Source organism: Streptomyces mayteni (assembly GCF_054783955.1).
Genome location: NZ_BAAGPR010000146.1, coordinates 1 through 15,019 on the forward strand (window position 1 = coordinate 1; position 15,019 = coordinate 15,019).

20 protein-coding genes are annotated in these 15,019 nt (G+C 73.1%); 15 read left to right on the forward strand and 5 right to left on the reverse strand.

The genetic code is table 11. The features are described from left to right. The 9 genes from ACYVPE_RS36035 to ACYVPE_RS36075 all read left to right on the forward strand — a co-directional run. The coding region (locus ACYVPE_RS36035) for a cobalamin-dependent protein (protein WP_461038037.1) at positions 1-484 on the forward strand (484 nt) is incomplete at its 5' end. Beyond that, positions 481-1,434 carry an HpcH/HpaI aldolase/citrate lyase family protein gene (locus ACYVPE_RS36040; RefSeq protein ID WP_461038038.1) on the forward strand — a complete coding sequence of 318 codons (954 nt, stop codon included), beginning with the start codon at positions 481-483 and terminating at the stop codon, positions 1,432-1,434. The genes ACYVPE_RS36035 and ACYVPE_RS36040, both read left to right, overlap by 4 nt. 177 nt (positions 1,435-1,611) lie before the next feature. Further along, positions 1,612-2,097 (forward strand): MaoC family dehydratase, encoded by a 486-nt coding sequence (locus tag ACYVPE_RS36045; protein WP_461038039.1) that lies wholly within the window; start codon positions 1,612-1,614, stop codon positions 2,095-2,097. Position 2,098: 1 nt separating this feature from the next. After that, entirely contained in the window at positions 2,099-3,307 is a 1,209-nt protein-coding gene (locus tag ACYVPE_RS36050; RefSeq protein ID WP_461038040.1) for an acyl-CoA dehydrogenase family protein, read from the forward strand. 183 nt (positions 3,308-3,490) lie between these two features. Beyond that, positions 3,491-4,138, forward strand: coding sequence for a phosphatidylserine decarboxylase (locus tag ACYVPE_RS36055; RefSeq protein ID WP_461038041.1), 648 nt, complete (start codon positions 3,491-3,493; stop codon positions 4,136-4,138). A gap of 88 nt (positions 4,139-4,226) precedes the next feature. Then, positions 4,227-4,997 (forward strand): CDP-diacylglycerol--serine O-phosphatidyltransferase, encoded by a 771-nt coding sequence (pssA, locus tag ACYVPE_RS36060; RefSeq protein ID WP_461038056.1) that lies wholly within the window; start codon positions 4,227-4,229, stop codon positions 4,995-4,997. 119 nt (positions 4,998-5,116) lie between these two features. Beyond that, the gene (locus tag ACYVPE_RS36065; protein WP_461038042.1) at positions 5,117-5,761 is read left to right on the forward strand and encodes an MBL fold metallo-hydrolase; all 645 of its coding nucleotides are present in this window, start codon (positions 5,117-5,119) and stop codon (positions 5,759-5,761) included. 46 nt (positions 5,762-5,807) lie between these two features. Then, entirely contained in the window at positions 5,808-6,587 is a 780-nt protein-coding gene (locus tag ACYVPE_RS36070) for an exodeoxyribonuclease III (protein ID WP_461038043.1), read from the forward strand. A 97-nt stretch (positions 6,588-6,684) separates the two neighbouring features. Then, positions 6,685-7,113, forward strand: coding sequence for a DUF6278 family protein (locus tag ACYVPE_RS36075; RefSeq protein WP_461038044.1), 429 nt, complete (start codon positions 6,685-6,687; stop codon positions 7,111-7,113). On the opposite strand, the gene ACYVPE_RS36080 is transcribed toward ACYVPE_RS36075, so the two are convergent. Further along, positions 7,089-7,898 (reverse strand): GntR family transcriptional regulator, encoded by an 810-nt coding sequence (locus ACYVPE_RS36080; RefSeq protein WP_461038045.1) that lies wholly within the window; start codon positions 7,896-7,898, stop codon positions 7,089-7,091. The genes ACYVPE_RS36075 and ACYVPE_RS36080 overlap by 25 nt on opposite strands. 71 nt (positions 7,899-7,969) lie before the next feature. Next, positions 7,970-8,713 (reverse strand): hypothetical protein, encoded by a 744-nt coding sequence (locus ACYVPE_RS36085; protein WP_461038046.1) that lies wholly within the window; start codon positions 8,711-8,713, stop codon positions 7,970-7,972. Positions 8,714-8,853: 140 nt separating this feature from the next. Between ACYVPE_RS36085 and ACYVPE_RS36090 the strand changes: the two genes are divergently transcribed. Together ACYVPE_RS36090 and ACYVPE_RS36095 are read left to right on the forward strand one after the other, a co-directional pair. Continuing rightward, positions 8,854-9,696 carry a nitrilase-related carbon-nitrogen hydrolase gene (locus ACYVPE_RS36090; protein ID WP_461038047.1) on the forward strand — a complete coding sequence of 281 codons (843 nt, stop codon included), beginning with the start codon at positions 8,854-8,856 and terminating at the stop codon, positions 9,694-9,696. A gap of 23 nt (positions 9,697-9,719) precedes the next feature. Next, complete coding sequence (locus ACYVPE_RS36095) at positions 9,720-11,042, forward strand: aspartate aminotransferase family protein (protein ID WP_461038048.1); 1,323 nt, start codon at positions 9,720-9,722, stop codon at positions 11,040-11,042. A gap of 55 nt (positions 11,043-11,097) precedes the next feature. Here ACYVPE_RS36095 and ACYVPE_RS36100 read toward each other — a convergent pair whose 3' ends face one another. Both ACYVPE_RS36100 and ACYVPE_RS36105 read right to left on the reverse strand, forming a co-directional pair. After that, positions 11,098-11,790: a DUF305 domain-containing protein gene (locus ACYVPE_RS36100; RefSeq protein ID WP_461038049.1), complete on the reverse strand. Its 693-nt coding sequence runs from the start codon at positions 11,788-11,790 to the stop codon at positions 11,098-11,100. A gap of 100 nt (positions 11,791-11,890) precedes the next feature. Then, positions 11,891-12,322, reverse strand: a complete 432-nt coding sequence (locus ACYVPE_RS36105; RefSeq protein ID WP_461038050.1) for a DUF6153 family protein — start codon at positions 12,320-12,322, stop codon at positions 11,891-11,893. Positions 12,323-12,429: 107 nt separating this feature from the next. Between ACYVPE_RS36105 and ACYVPE_RS36110 the strand changes: the two genes are divergently transcribed. Continuing rightward, complete coding sequence (locus ACYVPE_RS36110) at positions 12,430-12,900, forward strand: YflT domain-containing protein (RefSeq protein WP_461038051.1); 471 nt, start codon at positions 12,430-12,432, stop codon at positions 12,898-12,900. 101 nt (positions 12,901-13,001) lie between these two features. After that, entirely contained in the window at positions 13,002-13,178 is a 177-nt protein-coding gene (locus ACYVPE_RS36115) for a hypothetical protein (RefSeq protein WP_461038052.1), read from the forward strand. 22 nt (positions 13,179-13,200) lie between these two features. On the opposite strand, the gene ACYVPE_RS36120 is transcribed toward ACYVPE_RS36115, so the two are convergent. Then, complete coding sequence (locus tag ACYVPE_RS36120; protein ID WP_461038053.1) at positions 13,201-13,470, reverse strand: HPr family phosphocarrier protein; 270 nt, start codon at positions 13,468-13,470, stop codon at positions 13,201-13,203. 152 nt (positions 13,471-13,622) lie between these two features. Between ACYVPE_RS36120 and ACYVPE_RS36125 the strand changes: the two genes are divergently transcribed. Beyond that, on the forward strand, positions 13,623-14,438 hold the full coding sequence (locus tag ACYVPE_RS36125) for an IclR family transcriptional regulator (RefSeq protein WP_461038054.1): 816 nt from the start codon (positions 13,623-13,625) through the stop codon (positions 14,436-14,438). Positions 14,439-14,520: 82 nt separating this feature from the next. Beyond that, positions 14,521-15,019, forward strand: a 499-nt coding sequence (locus ACYVPE_RS36130; RefSeq protein WP_461038055.1) for a DAK2 domain-containing protein, incomplete at its 3' end; no start/stop codon positions are given.

A 15,019-nucleotide genomic window follows, 5' to 3' on the forward strand; every position in this document is an offset into this window, starting at 1 on the left:
CGACGCCGACCCGGCGCTGGCCGCCGCCGGCCTGGCGGCGGCCGTCACGGCCGCCGAGCTCGGCGTGGGCCGGCTGCGGTTGCTGGTCGGCAAGCCGGGCCTGGACGGGCACAGCAACGGCGCCGAGCAGATCGCCGTCCGGGCCAGGGACGCCGGCTTCGAGGTGGTCTACCAGGGCATCAGGCTCACCCCCGCGCAGCTCGTGGCGGCGGCGGTCCAGGAGGACGTGCACTGCGTCGGCCTCTCGATCCTCTCCGGCTCGCACGTGGCGCTGGTGCCCGACGTCCTCGACCGACTGCGGGCGGCCGGCGCCGGCGACCTGCCGGTCGTCGTCGGCGGCATCATCCCGGCCGGCGACGCGGCGGCGCTGCGGGCGGCGGGAGTCGCGGCGGTGTTCACCCCGAAGGACTTCGGCATCACCGGAATCATCGGCCGTATCGTCGACGAGATCCGCCTCGCCCACCATCTGGAGGTTGTGCCATGATCCGCCCACGCCGCTCCTGCCTGGCCGTGCCAGGCAGCAGCCCCCGCTTCCTGGAGAAGGCCCAGGGGCTCCCGGCCGACCAGGTGTTCCTCGACCTGGAGGACGCCTGCGCCCCGCTCGCCAAGGAGGGCGCGCGGCACGCCGTCGTGAAGGCGCTCAACGAGGGCGACTGGGGCGACAGGACGCGGGTGGTGCGGGTCAACGACTGGACCACGGAGTGGACCTACCGCGACGTCATCACGGTGGTGGAGGGCGCCGGCGCCAACCTGGACTGCCTGATGCTGCCGAAGGTGCGGAACGCCGAGCAGGTGCGGGCGTTGGACCTGCTGCTGACCCAGATCGAGCGGACCATGGGCCTGCCGGTGGGCCGGATCGGCATCGAGGCCCAGATCGAGGACGCCCGGGGCCTGGTCGAGGTCGACGCCATCGCGGCCTCGTCACCGCGTCTCGAGACGCTGGTGTTCGGCCCGGCCGACTTCATGGCCTCGATCAACATGAAGTCGCTGGTGGTCGGCGAGCAGCCGCCCGGCTATCCGGCGGACGCCTACCACTACATCCTGATGCGGATCCTGATGGCCGCCCGCGCCAACGACCTCCAGGCCATCGACGGCCCCTACCTCCAGATCCGCGACGTCCCCGCCTTCCGCGAGGTCGCCGGCCGCGCGGCGGCCCTGGGCTTCGACGGCAAGTGGGTGCTGCACCCGGGCCAGATCGAGGCGGCCAACGAGATCTTCTCGCCGACCCAGGAGGACTACGACCACGCCGAACTCATCCTGGACGCCTACGAGTACCACACGTCGGCGGCGGGCGGCGCGAAGGGCTCGGCGATGCTGGGCGACGAGATGATCGACGAGGCGAGCCGCAAGATGGCCCTCGTCATCGCCGGCAAGGGCCGCGCGGCCGGCCTCCCGAGGACCAGCGCCTCCCGCCTGCCGGCGGTTGACCGGTGAGGTTCCCCCGCCCACCCACCCCTCCGGGCCGACGGCCCGCGCTGCCGGCCGACCTGGGGCCTGCGGCCCCGGGCCCCGCCTGACCGCGCCGCGAAGCGGCGACAGGCGCCGGCCCGACATCGTCAAGGCCCGCCGCCCAGGCGGGTCCAGCCGAACCACCGTCCGGAGGTGCACCGCATGCGTTTCGGTCGTGTCTACGAGGAGTTCGACGTCGGAGACGTCTACCGGCACTGGCCTGGCAAGACCATCACCGAGTACGACGACCACCTGTTCTGCCTGCTCACCATGAACCACCACCCGCTGCACCTCGACGCCGAGTACGCCGCGAGGGAGACCGAGTTCGGGCGGAACGTCGTGGTCGGCAACTACGTGTACTCGCTGCTGCTCGGCATGTCCGTACCCGACGTGTCGGGGAAGGCGATCGCCAACCTGGAGGTGGAGTCGTTGCGGCACACCGCGCCCACCTTCCACGGGGACACCGTGTACGGGGAGACGGCCGTGCTGGCCAAGCGCGCGTCGCGGTCCAAGCCGGACCGCGGGGTGGTGACCGTGGAGACCCGCGGGCACAACCAGGAGGGCACCCTGGTCTGCGTCTTCCGGCGCAGGGTGCTGGTGCCCACCGCCGAGCACCCGAAAGCCGAGCACCCGAGGGAGGGGCGGTGAGATGCGGCGGCTGGCGCGCACCGAGGGGCTGACCGACGTCCAGCGGGAGATCGTCGAAACGGTAAGGGACTTCGTCGACAAGGAGATACTTCCGGTCGCCGGCGAGCTGGAGCGCCGGGACGCCTACCCGGAGGAGATCGTGGCCGGGCTCCGCGAGTTGGGTCTCTTCGGGCTGACCATCCCCGAGGAGTACGGCGGGCTCGGCGAGTCACTGCTGACGTACGCGCTGTGCGTGGAGGAGATCTCCCGCGGCTGGATGAGCGTGTCGGGCATCGTCAACACGCACTTCATCGTGGCGCATCTGCTCGTCCACCACGGCACTCCCGAGCAGCGCGCGCACTTCCTGCCGCGGATGGCGACCGGCGAGGTCCGCGGCGCGTTCTCGATGTCCGAGCCGGGGCTCGGCTCCGACGTGTCGGCGATCACCTCGCGCGGGGTCCGCGCCGCCGACGGCGGGTTCCGGCTGACCGGGCAGAAGATGTGGTTGACCAACGGCGGGACGGCCAACCTGGTGGCCGTGCTGTGCCGGACGGACGAGGGGCTGCCGGAAGACGCCCCGCCGCACCGCTCGATGACGACGTTCCTGGTCGAGAAGGAGCCCGGATTCGGGCGGATCGGCCCCGGCCTCACCATCCCCGGCAAGATCGACAAGATGGGGTACAAGGGGGTGGACACCACCGAACTGATCATGGAGGAGCTGCCCGTTCCGGCCGACCGGGTGCTCGGCGGGGCGACCGGCCGAGGTTTTTACCAAATGATGGACGGGGTCGAGGTGGGGCGGGTGAACGTGGCCGCGCGCGGGTGCGGCGTCGCCCTGCGCGCCTTCGAGCTCGGCATCGCCTACGCGCAGCAGCGCCACGCCTTCGGCCGGCCGATCGCCGAGCACCAGGCGATCCAGTTCCGGCTGGCCGAGATGGCGGTCAGGGTGGAGGCCGCGCACGGCCTGATGGTGCGGGCGGCACGCACCAAGGACGCCGGGCGGCGCAACGATCTGGAGGCCGGGATGGCCAAGTACCTGGCGGCCGAGTACTGCAAGGAGGTGGTCGAGCACTCCTTCCGGATCCACGGTGGCTACGGGTTTTCGAAGGAGTACGAGATCGAGCGGCTGTACCGGGAGGCGCCGATGTTGTTGATCGGCGAGGGGACCGCGGAGATCCAGAAGATGATCATCGGCCGGCGGCTGCTCGAAGATTATCGGCAGGCGGGCTGAAATGTTCCGTTTGCCCGGGGCGAGACGGGTGCCCGAGGGACGCGTGCGGCCCCCGATCGGCCCGCTGGCTTGCCGAGTTACGGTCCGAGACCTATAGCATCGAGGCACGCGCACCGCTTCGGAGTCCGCTCCAGAGTGAGCGGAGGTGCACCGGTGCATTATTCCCCGCTACGAAGGTTCCCCATGCCTTACCGCTCTACTCCTCAACCCAGCGGCCGGGTCCGACTGGCGCGCGGCGCCTCCCCTTGGCTGCTCCCCACCGTGGCCGCGGCCACGGTCAGCCTGGTGAAGGCCCGCCGTTCCGGAGCCTGGGCGGCCGTGGCCGTCCCCACCACGGCGCTGGCCGCCGGGATGCTGTGGTTCTTCCGCGACCCGGAGCGGGAGATCGGCCAGGGCCGGGTGCTCTCGCCGGCCGACGGCGTGGTGCAGAGCATCATGCCCTGGCAGGACGGGCGGACGCGGGTGGCGATCTTCATGAGCCCGTTGAACGTGCACGTGAACCGGGCGCCGGTGGCCGGCACCGTGGCCTCCGTCGAGCACGTGCCCGGGGGTTACGTCCCGGCGTTCGACAAGGAGAGCGAGAACAACGAGCGGGTCGTGTGGCGCTTCGACAGCGAGCTCGGCGACCTGGAGATGATCCAGATCGCGGGCGCGGTGGCGCGGCGGATCGTGCCGTACGTGCCGCAGGGCTGCAAGGTCGAGCAGGGCGACCGGATCGGCCTGATCCGTTTCGGCTCACGGGTGGACGTCTACCTCCCGGAGGGCATCGAGCCCGCCGTCGAGGTGGGCCAGCACACCACCGCGGGAGTGACTCGCCTTGACCGTGACTGAGCGTTCCACCTCGGATACCAGCAGGGCGCCGGCGGCGTCCTGGGTGGCGGACGACGACGACGCGGAGGTCGACGATCTGCCGCTGTCGATGCGGCTCTCGATAGCGGACACACTGACGCTGTCGAACGCCACCTGCGGCTTCCTGGCCGTCTACTTCACCACCACGGGCGTGCTGATCCCGCACCTCACCGACAGCGGGGACGTCGGTGTCGTGCGGAACAACGCGGCGACCGCGGTGCTGTTGATGCTGCTGGCCTCCGTCTTCGACCTCTTCGACGGCTTGGTGGCCCGCAAGCTGCGGGCCTCGCCGATGGGCGCCGAGCTGGACAACCTGTCGGACCTGATCAGCTTCGGCCTGGCCCCGGCCTACTTCGTGCTGGTCTGGGGGATGGTCGTCGGGGACGTCCACGAGCCGCTGTCGGCGCTCGCGGCGACGGTGGTGCTGTTGGCGGTGGTCCTCCGGCTGGCCAGATTCTCGTGCGTGACCATGCCGGACGGCGTCTTCCAGGGCATGCCGAGCCCGTTCGGCGCGCTCACGGTGGTCTCCATCGTGCTGCTCGAACTGCCCTTCACGCCCACGCTGCTGGCGATCCTGGGCGTGGCCTGGCTGATGGTGAGCCGGGTCGAGTACCCGAAGCCGCGCGGCACGCTGGCCGTGGCGATGCTCGCCTGGATCGTGCTGAGCATGGCCCTGCTGACCGCCTGGGCATTCGACGCGCCCGGTGGCCTGCTGCTGCTCCAGACCGGCTGCTCGCTCCAGGTGGTGCTCGGCGCGGTGATCCCGCTGTTCGCCATGGCCCGCCGGGTCTACGCGTTCCGTGACAACCGGCGCGAGGCGCGGGCCGGCGCCGAGTCCTGACCGCCGGAAGCCTTCCCACCGCCCGGTGGCCGTCCTCAGCGGACGGGCACCGGGCGGTTCGGCGTCCGGGCCCGGCCCGTCGTCGTCCGCTGTCGGTGGCCCGTAGCACAATGGCCGGCATGGAGCTCACCAAGAAGGGCCACTCCTGCGTCCGCCTCCAGAAGGACGGCCGCACCCTGGTCATCGATCCCGGCGCGTTCAGCGAGGAGGACGCCGCCCTCGGCGCGGACGCGCTCCTCGTCACCCACGAGCACCCGGACCACTTCGACGAGGGCCGGCTGCGCGCCGCCCTGGACGCCTCGCAGGACACCCAGGTGTGGACGCTGCGCAGCGTCGCCGAGCGGCTGTCGGCGGCCTACCAGGGCCGGGTGCACACGGTGGGCCACGGTGACGCCTTCGAGGCGGCCGGCTTCGAGGTCGAGGTGCACGGCGAGCTGCACGCGGTGATCCACCCGGACATCCCGCGGATCACCAACGTGGGCTTCCTGGTCGACGGGGCGCTCTTCCACCCGGGCGACGCGCTGACCGTGCCGGGGCGCCCGGTGCACACCCTGCTGCTGCCGTTGCACGCCCCGTGGAACAAGATCTCCGAGGTCGTCGACTACGTCCGCGAGGTGCGGCCCGAGCGCGCCTTCGCCATCCACGACGGGCTGCTCAACGAGATCGCCCTGCCCGTCTACGGCCGCAACCTGGGCCCGCAGGGCGCGGGCGTCGCCCCCACCGAGTACGCGCGGCTGGCCCCTGGCGAGTCCGCGGCCGTCTGAGCCTGTACCGTCGCCCGCACCGCCGAGAGTCCGAGAGAAGCCCCCGATGCGCATCGCCACCTGGAACATCAACTCCGTCACCGTCCGGATCGACCGGCTGCTCGGCTGGCTGGAGCGCAGCGCCACCGACGTGCTCTGCCTCCAGGAGCTCAAGTGCGATCCCGACGCCTTCCCGGCCGAGCGGCTGCGGGAGGCCGGCTACGAGGCGGCGGTACACGCCGGCGGCCGGTGGAACGGGGTGGCGGTGCTCTCCCGGGTCGGCCTCGACGAGGTGGTGCGTGGGCTGCCCGGCGGCCCCGAGTACGACGGGGTGGCCGAGCCGCGCTCGGTGGCGGCCAGCTGCGGCGGGGTGCGGGTGTGGTCGGTGTACGTGCCCAACGGCCGTGAGGTGGGACACCCGCACTTCGCGTACAAGCTGCGCTGGCTCGGGGCGTTGCGGGAGGCGGTCGCCGAGGACGCGGCGGGGGCCCGCCCCTTCGCGGTGCTCGGCGACTTCAACGTGGCCCCCGAGGACGTGGACGTGTGGGACCGCTCGGTGTTCGACGGCTCCACGCACGTGACCGACGAGGAGCGGGCGGCGCTGGCCGAGCTGCGGGCGGCCGGTCTCTCCGACGTGCTGCCGCGCCCCCTGAAGTACGAGCGGGCGTTCACCTACTGGGACTACCGGCAACTGGGTTTTCCGAAGAACCGCGGGATGCGGATCGACCTCGTCTACGCCAACGAGCCGTTCACCAAGCTGGTGAGCGACGCGTACGCCGACCGCGAGGAGCGCAAGGGCAAGGGCGCCTCGGACCACGCCCCGGTCGTGGTCGACCTCGACCTGTGAAGCCCTTGCCCGTGACACGGTTCGCAAACCGAATCTGTGAACAACTGGTGACATCCACTGGTGGCCGGCTGGGCCGCCGTGATGGGACCCTGGACGCATGAACATCCCTTTCCTGGACAACTGGCGCAAGCAGCACGCCGCCACGCCGGCCGGCTCGTGGTCGGACCCCGAGGGGGTGGCCCAGCTGCTGTCGGAGTGCGAGCTGCTGCGGGCCCGCGCGCAGCGCGCCGGTGTCGTGCTGCGCGACGACTCGCCGAGGTCCCTGGAAGCCCTCGACCAGTTGTTGCCGAGGTGGCGGGATGATCCGGAGGAGCTGCCCTGGCTGGCCAACGACGCCGGCCTCTTCCTCGGCACCGTGATCGTGCGCACGGTGCCGGGCGCCTACTGGGCCCCCGGGCCCGACGGCCGGCCGGTCGTGGTGATGGCCTCAGGCCGCGAGGTGGACGTGGTGGCCACCGGCCACGACTGGGCGGACACCGGTGCCCCCGAGCTGTTCCAGGCCTACGCGGAGGCCGCCGAGTCCTGAGCCATGGCCGCCGGGTTGTCCTGGGTGAAGGCGATGTCGTACTCCAGGCGCCAGCGGTCGCCGAGCACCACCGTGTCTGAGGTCTCCACCGGGCGTTCCTCCGCGTCGTAGTGGGTGCGCTCCACGGCGGTGACGCACTGTCCTGGCGCGCAGCCGAGCGCCTCGGCCTCCGGGCTGGTGGCCGGCCGGGAGCCGACGATCTCGCGGGCGTGCACGACGCGGATGCCGATCGCCGCGAACCGGCCGCGCACCCCCCGCCTGGCGTAGGGGCCGCGCTCGGGGAAGACCACGTCGGTGCCCTCGGTCAGCGCCAACGGCTCCCAGCTGGTGGCGAGTTGGAGGGGGCGCCGGTCGGCAAGGTACTCGTACCTGGTGCACATCACGCGCTCGCCAGGCGTCAGCCCGAGCCGGGCGGCGATGTCCGCGGGGGCGGGCTTGGGGGTGGAGAAGGCCTCCCAGGCCAGGTCGGGCGCGGGGCCCGCGGAGCCGGCGTCCGGCACGCTGAGCCGCGCGGCGAGCGGCGAGTCGACGGCGGCCGTGGAGCGCACCAGGGCGCCGATCGGCACCCGGTCGCTGACGAACACCCCGCGGCCGAACTGTCCGCTGGCGTAGCCGGCGGCCTTGAGCACCCGCACCGCCCGGTCGACGGTCTGGTCGCTGGCGGCGTACGCCCGCTTCAGCTCGGCCCGGGAGGGGATCCGGTCCCCCACGGAGAGCTCCCCCTCGTCGATGCGGCGGCGCAGATCGTCGGCGATCCGCTGGTACACCGGCCGGCTGTCGCCCATCCCCAAGACTCCTTCCACGGGCGGACTGCGTTCCCGCCCGCCAGGACAGGGCTAGGCTACGTCACACCGGGTCAGAGATCCTTACTCGTGGTGAGCTTGGGCGCGGGGCCGGTGGCGGCGCGGGTCACGTCCTTCACGAGTTCGACCACGTCGGGGCCGTACGCCTGGGAGTTGACCACCTTGAGCAGCAGGCAGAAGGTGCCGTTCGCGCCGTGCTTGCGGGCGAGCCGCACCTGGTGCCTGGCGAGGTAGCGGGCCGCGGCCTGGTGGGTCACCGAGCGCTGGCCGGCGACGAGGAACACCGGGTGGCCCTGTTCGCCGGCGGTGAGCCGGGCGAGCAGCACGTGCTCGACCGAGCCGTTCTCCAGCCGGTAGCGCTCGCTTCCGACGAGGAACGCGCCGCGGTCAGGTCCTGGGTCGCTGTCGGTGTTGACGGCCACCCCGGGCAGCAGGCTGTGGATGTGGGCGGCGAGGCGGCGGTTCGCCACCGCGTTGCCGATGCAGAACTCGGTGCGTTCGCCGAAGCCCTGCCCGGTGGCCTCGCCGGATATCAGCCGGGAGTTGGCCCCGCAGGTGCGGATAACGGCGGCGAGTTCGAGCAGCGCGAACACGTCGTTGCGGGCGATCGCGCCGTCGGTGCCGGTGTCGCGGCTGACCACGAGCAGGCACTCGGAGTTGTCGGGCAGCCCGAAGAATCGCTGCAGCCGGCGTCGCGAGCGTTCGGTGAGGTAGCTCCGCAGGAACCACCCGAGCGCCAGTGCGGCGAGGGCCGTGGCCGCGACGGCGATGAGGAGCGAGCGCGCGTCGTCATTCATGGCCGGGACCCTACCGGCGCGCGCCTGGGCGGACGAGCCCCCCCCTCGAACCGGCGACGTTGCGCCGATGCCCTTGCCACGGTGCGTGACGGCTCCTAGCCTTCGTTCTCCGGCGCGGCGGCTGGCGAAGGGAGTGGCTGATGGCGGATGTGGTGCGCGCGGCCCTGGTGCAGGCGACGTGGACCGGCGACCGGGCGTCGATGGTCGCCAAGCACGAGGAGCACGCCAGGGAGGCGGCCAGGCGGGGCGCGCGGATCCTGGGGTTCCAGGAGGTGTTCAACGCGCCGTACTTCTGCCAGGTGCAGGAGCCGGAGCACCACCGCTGGGCGGAGCCGGTGCCCGGCGGGCCGACCGTCGGCCGGATGCGGGAGCTGGCCAGGGAGACGGGCCTGGTCCTTGTGGTGCCGGTCTTCGAGGCCGACGGGCCCGGCTTCTCCTACAACACCGCCGCGGTGATCGACGCGGACGGCACGGTGCTGGGCAAGTACCGGAAGCACCACATCCCGCAGTTGCCCGGGTTCTGGGAGAAGTACTACTTCCGGCCCGGCAACCTCGGCTGGCCGGTCTTCGACACGGCGGTCGGCCGGATCGGCGTGACCATCTGCTACGACCGGCACTTCCCCGAGGGCTGGCGGGAGTTGGGGCTGGCCGGCGCGCAGCTCGTGTACAACCCCTCGGCGACGTCGCGGGGCCTCTCCGCGCACCTGTGGCGTCTCGAGCAGCCGGCCGCGGCGGTGGCCAACGGGTACTTCGTCGCGGCGATCAACCGGGTGGGCCGGGAGCCCTACGGCGACAACGACTTCTACGGCAGCAGCTACTTCGTCGACCCGCGCGGCCAGCTGGTCGGCGAGGCGGCCAGCGACAGCGAGGAGGAACTGGTGGTCCGCGACCTGGACTTCGGGCTGATCGAGGAGGTGCGCCGGCAGTGGGCGTTCTACCGGGACCGGCGCCCCGACGCGTACCAGGGGCTGGTGCGACCGTGAACGAGCCGGCGACTCTTCAGGCGGTGCGGACCAACGGGAGCCCGGAGGCGCTGCTCGGCCGGCACCGGGCGGTGCTGCCCGACTGGCTGGCCCTCTACTACGAGCGGCCCATCGAACTGACCCACGGCGAGGGGCGGTTCGTCTGGGACGCCGAGGGCAACCGCTACCTGGACTTCTTCGGCGGCATCCTCACCACGATGACCGCCCACGCGCTGCCCGAGGTGACGAGGGCGGTCGCGGAGCAGGCCGGCCGGATCCTGCACAGCTCGACGCTCTACCTCAACCGGCCGATGGTGGAGCTGGCCGAGCGGATCGCGGCGCTCTCCGGCATCCAGGACGCCCGGGTCTTCTTCACCACCTCGGGCACCGAGGCCAACGACACCGCGCTGCTGCTGGCCACCGCGTACCGCGGGTCCAACCAGGTGCTCGCGATGCGCAACGGCTACCACGGCAGGTCGTTCTCGGCGGTCGGCGTCACGGGCAACGCCGGCTGGGCGCCGACCAGTCTGTCGCCGCTGCGCACCCTGTACGTGCACGGCGGGGTGCGCGGCCGGGGGCCGTTCGCCGAGTTGGACGACGCGGGGTTCACTGCGGCCTGCGTGGCCGACCTGCGCGACCTGCTCACCCAGACCAGGGGCGGGGTGGCGGCGCTGATCGCCGAGCCGATCCAGGGGGTGGGCGGCTTCACCTCGGGCCCGGACGGGCTGTTCGCCGCGTTCCGCGAGGTGCTGGCCGAGCACGGCATCCTGTGGATCAGCGACGAGGTGCAGACCGGGTGGGGGCGGACCGGCGACCACTTCTGGGGGTGGCAGGCGCACGGCGCGAACGGCCCGCCCGACCTGCTGACCTTCGCCAAGGGCATCGGCAACGGGATGTCCGTCGGCGGCGTGGTGGCCAGGGCCGAGGTGATGAACTGCCTGGACGCGAACTCGATCTCCACCTTCGGTGGCAGCCCGGTCACCATGAGCGCCGCCCTCGCCAATCTGGCCCATCTCCAGGAGCACGACCTCCAGGGCAACGCGCGGCGGGTCGGCGGTCTGCTGATCGAGCGGCTGCGGGCCGCGGCGGCCGGCCTGTCCATCGTCAGGGAGGTGCGGGGCCGGGGCCTGATGATCGGCGTCGAGCTGGTGGCGCCCGGCACGGACGAGCCCTCCCCCGAGGCGGCCGCGCTGGTGCTCGAGGCGGCCAGGGAGGGCGGGGTGCTGCTCGGCCGGGGCGGCCCGCCTGGCACCGGGGTGCTGCGCGTCGCCCCGCCCCTCTCGCTGACCGTGACGGAGGCCGAACAGGGCGCCGAGGTGCTCGGCCGGGCGCTGGCCGTGGCGGAGTCCCGGCTGCGCGGCGACTGAGGCCGCGAGCTGCCGGTCGGGCCGCGCGGTGGCGGCCCGACCGGTCAGGGCCTGGTCAGCCCGCCGAGGCGGCGTCGATCAGGTCGTTCATCTGGCCGATCTCCTCGCTCTGGGCGGCGATGATCTCCGCGGCCAGGTCGAGGGCCGGCGGGTAGGCCCCGTCGGCCGTTTCGGTCTCGGCCATCGCGACGGCGCCCTCGTGGTGTTCGATCATCATCCGCAGGAACGCGGCGTCGAACTCCGGTCCCTCGGACCCCTCCAGGGTGGCCAGGTCCTCGGCGGCCATCATCCCCGGCATCTCCTCCATCCCGGACATGTCGTGTTCCGAGTGATCGCCCTCCTCGGACTCGTCCTCGGCCGGGACGTCCTCGCCCCAGGCGGTCAGCCACTCGGTGAGCGTGGCGATCTCGGGCGCCTGGGCGGCCTCGATCCGCTCGGCGAGCGCGCCGACCTCGGGCGACTCGGCGCGGGTGGCGGCGAGCCCGGCCATCTCGACGGCCTGCCTGTGGTGCGGGATCATCCCCTGCGCGAACGCGACGTCGGCGTCGTTCCACTCCGCCTCCGCGGGGTCGGCGGGGTCGGCCTCGGATGACGGGCTCTGGCTCCCGCCCTGGCCCTGGCCGCCGGAGTGGTCGGAGTCCGAGTCGCCGCCGCAGGCGACGAGGACGGTGGCGGCCAGCAGGCCGGTGGCGGCCAGGGCGGCGGCGCGGCCGAGGCGGGCGCGCGGGGACGAACGGTGTGCGGTCATGGTGGTGCTGCTCCTCGGTGCTTCAGGTCTCTGCCTGGGCTGTGCCTCTGGAAAGAGGGCGTGGCTCGGGCGGCGGCCAGGGCGGCCGCCGTGGGTGCCCCTATATGCGGAGGAGTTGCAGTTCGCTGAGCGAGGGCGGGGCCCGGCCGCCCAGGTCGTGGCCCCGCTGCGGGGCCGGCACGCCGGTCGCGACGGCGTCGGTGACCGCCGGGACGGCCCAGGGGCCGGCCGGCGCCTGGTGGCCGCCGACGGTGAGGGCGGCGCAGGTCGGGTCGGCGTGCTCCGGATGACCGCCGCGGTCGTGGCAGGCCCGGTCGGCCGGGCCCCCGGCCTCGGCCGGCGCCATGGCGGAACCGTGGGCCGGAGCGGGAGCGGGAGCGGGGGCGGCGGCGTGGGCCGGGGCCGCGAGGGCCACCGCGGGGCCGAGGCCGTGCATGGCCAGCAGGCCGGCGAGGAGGGCGAGCACGGTCAGCGGTCCCGCGGCCCAGCGGGGCACGCGGCCTACCGGGTGGGGGTATCGCTGCCGTGTCACGGTGCCATCGTAGGCCGCCGGGGGTCCGCGCCGTCGGCGGGGCTCGCGTTGCGGAGGCGTGGGCGCGGCCGCAGGCTGGGACGAGGGGCCCAGGAAGGGAGCCCGCCATGACCCAGCCACCGGCGGTCGACCGGCCCGTCGTCGGCACGTACCCGAACTACGAGGGCGCGCAGCGCGCGGTCGACTTCCTCTCCGACAACCACTTCCCGGTGGAGCACACCGCGATCATCGGCACCGACCTGCGGATGGTGGAGACGGTGCTCGGCCGGCTGAACCTGGGCCGGGCCACGCTGTCCGGGATGGCCACCGGCGCCTGGTTCGGCCTGCTGGTCGGCCTCTTCCTCACGGCGTTCAGCGCCAACGACCACCACGTGCTGGTGCTGATCGCGGCCGGCCTGGTCTACGGCCTCGTCTTCGGCGCGATCTTCGGCTTCGTCAGGCACGCCCTCACCGGGGGCCGCCGCGACTTCTCCTCGCGGAGCCAGATCGTGGCGGGGCACTACGACGTGGTGGCCGACGAGAAGGTGGCGGAGGACGCGAAGAACCTGCTGATCAAGCTGGGCTGGCGGGAGGGCTAGGGCCAGGACCAGGGCCTGTCCTCCGTCGTCGCGCGTTTCGTACACTGGCCGCACACGCCCGGCGGTGAACCGCACGAGCGAGGCGGTGAGGAGGCGACGGCATGTCGGACACCCAGCGATCCCTCGACACGGCGGCGGAGGCACGTCGCGCCAGGTTCGGCACCCTGCCCGAGCCGATCCGTCCCGAGGACCGGTTCGAGGAGGTGCCCGCGGCGGCGCCCGACCCGGCGCGGGACCTCTACAACGACGACGAGTGGCTCGTCCGCACCTGCGGCTGACCTTCGTCCACCCCGGCGCGGGTCACTCCGCGGTGGCGAGGATCTCCGCTATCGCGTCGACGGCCTCGGCCGCGTCCGCGCCGACGGCGCGGACCGTGACGGACCCGCCCGCGGTGGCGCCCAGGCCCATGACGCCCAGCACGCTGGCCGCGTTGACGGTGCGGCCCGCGTAGTCGAGCTCGACGGTGCTCTGGAAACCGGCGGCCGCCTTGGTGAGCTGGCCCGCCGGGCGGGCGTGCAGGTTGGCGGGGAGTACCACCGTGATCTCCGAGCTTGCGGTGGGTGCCGACATGTCGTGCCTCCTTGGCGGCTTCGGCGACGGTTGGCGGGTCGGGCCCGCGGGCGGCACGAGTACGATGCCGACGGGTACGCCCATGAACGCCGATGGTAAATACCGGAACGCGTTTCAGCAATACCGAACACTCTGCGAACGAGGGAGCGGCCATGGTCCAGGCGGTTCAGCGGGCGGTGCGGATCCTGCGCGAACTGGCCACGGCCGGGCCACGGCTCGGCGTGACCGAGCTCGCCGAGCGCCTCGGCGTCGCCAAGCCGACCGTGCACGCGCTGCTGCGGACGCTGGAGGCCGAGGGCATGGTCACCCAGGACCGGGAGAGCTCCAAGTACCTGCTCGGCCCCGACCTGCTGCTGCTCGGCAACGCCTATCTGGACACCCAGGAGCTGCGCTCCCGCTCGCTGACCTGGGCCGACCTGCTCGCCTCCCGGGCCGGCGAGGCGGTGTGGGTGGCGGTGCTCACCGGGGACCACATCCTGGTCGTGCACCACGCGTTCCGGCCGGCCGGTGCCGTGCAGATCCTGGAGGTCGGCGCCAGCGTGCCATGGAACACCTGCGCGCTCGGCAAGGCGATGGCGGCCTGGGCTCCCGAGGAGGCCAGGGAGCGGCTGCTCGGCGGCTCGCTCGGGGTGCTCACCGGCGCCAGCGTCACGGAGCCCGAGGCGCTGCGGGCCCAGCTGGACGCGGCGCTGGCCACCGGCTACGCGCTGGAGGACCAGGAGTCGGCGCTCGGCGACGCCGGGATCGCCGCCCCGGTCTTCGGCCGCGGCGGCGAGGTGGCCGGGGCGATCGGCGTGGTCGGCCCGGTCGAGCGGCTGCTGGTCGAGCCGGCCAGGCGGGAGATCGCGGTGGCGGTCCGCGAGACCGCCCGCAACCTCTCCCGCGACCTCGGCGCGCCACGCCGGGCGGCCCAGCTCGCCGGCGCAGGGCCCGCGACCGTGCCGACGCCGGCCCCCTCCCCCGGCTGACCGCCGGCAACGCGTGCTTAACTTCGGATCATTGTTCAGCGATGATGAATCGCATTCTGGAAGCTAGGGAGTGGGAGACCCCATGGACACCGATCTCGCACTGTCCTGGGTGCGGTCCTTCGCCGCGGCCGTGGCCGAGCACGAGGAGCGGCTGACCCAGCTCGACTCGGCCATCGGCGACGCCGACCACGGCGCCAACCTGCGCCGAGGCTGCTCCGCCGTGCTGGCCGTCCTGGACGAGCGGCCGCCCGCCTCGGCTCCCGAGCTGCTGACCGTCACCGGCGACACCCTGGTCGCCGGCGTCGGCGGCGCGGCGGGACCGCTCTACGGCAGCGCCTTCCGCGCGCTCGGCCGGGCGCTGGCCAGGCCGGGCACCGGGCTCGCCACGGCGTTCGCCGAAGCGCTGGACGCCGTCCGGACGCTGGGTGCCGCGGCGGTCGGCGACAAGACGATGCACGACGAGTTCGCGCCGGCCGTCGACGCGTTCGCCCACCGGGGCGGCGCCGGCGACGAGCTGGCCGCCGCGGCGTCGTCGGCCGCCGAGGCCGCCGAGCGCGGCGCGCTCGCCACCACCCCACTCC

Excerpts from the sequence above, each read along its gene's own strand:
- ACYVPE_RS36040 (WP_461038038.1), top strand. The coding sequence starts at position 481 with ATGATCCGCCCACGCCGCTCCTGCCTGGCCGTGCCAGGCAGCAGCCCC.
- ACYVPE_RS36045 (WP_461038039.1), top strand. The coding sequence starts at position 1,612 with ATGCGTTTCGGTCGTGTCTACGAGGAGTTCGACGTCGGAGACGTCTAC.
- ACYVPE_RS36050 (WP_461038040.1), top strand. The coding sequence starts at position 2,099 with ATGCGGCGGCTGGCGCGCACCGAGGGGCTGACCGACGTCCAGCGGGAG.
- ACYVPE_RS36055 (WP_461038041.1), top strand. The coding sequence starts at position 3,491 with ATGCCTTACCGCTCTACTCCTCAACCCAGCGGCCGGGTCCGACTGGCG.
- pssA (WP_461038056.1), top strand. The coding sequence starts at position 4,227 with ATGCGGCTCTCGATAGCGGACACACTGACGCTGTCGAACGCCACCTGC.
- ACYVPE_RS36065 (WP_461038042.1), top strand. The coding sequence starts at position 5,117 with ATGGAGCTCACCAAGAAGGGCCACTCCTGCGTCCGCCTCCAGAAGGAC.
- ACYVPE_RS36070 (WP_461038043.1), top strand. The coding sequence starts at position 5,808 with ATGCGCATCGCCACCTGGAACATCAACTCCGTCACCGTCCGGATCGAC.
- ACYVPE_RS36075 (WP_461038044.1), top strand. The coding sequence starts at position 6,685 with ATGAACATCCCTTTCCTGGACAACTGGCGCAAGCAGCACGCCGCCACG.
- ACYVPE_RS36080 (WP_461038045.1), bottom strand. The coding sequence starts at position 7,898 with ATGGGCGACAGCCGGCCGGTGTACCAGCGGATCGCCGACGATCTGCGC.
- ACYVPE_RS36085 (WP_461038046.1), bottom strand. The coding sequence starts at position 8,713 with ATGAATGACGACGCGCGCTCGCTCCTCATCGCCGTCGCGGCCACGGCC.
- ACYVPE_RS36090 (WP_461038047.1), top strand. The coding sequence starts at position 8,854 with ATGGCGGATGTGGTGCGCGCGGCCCTGGTGCAGGCGACGTGGACCGGC.
- ACYVPE_RS36100 (WP_461038049.1), bottom strand. The coding sequence starts at position 11,790 with ATGACCGCACACCGTTCGTCCCCGCGCGCCCGCCTCGGCCGCGCCGCC.
- ACYVPE_RS36110 (WP_461038051.1), top strand. The coding sequence starts at position 12,430 with ATGACCCAGCCACCGGCGGTCGACCGGCCCGTCGTCGGCACGTACCCG.
- ACYVPE_RS36115 (WP_461038052.1), top strand. The coding sequence starts at position 13,002 with ATGTCGGACACCCAGCGATCCCTCGACACGGCGGCGGAGGCACGTCGC.
- ACYVPE_RS36120 (WP_461038053.1), bottom strand. The coding sequence starts at position 13,470 with ATGTCGGCACCCACCGCAAGCTCGGAGATCACGGTGGTACTCCCCGCC.
- ACYVPE_RS36125 (WP_461038054.1), top strand. The coding sequence starts at position 13,623 with ATGGTCCAGGCGGTTCAGCGGGCGGTGCGGATCCTGCGCGAACTGGCC.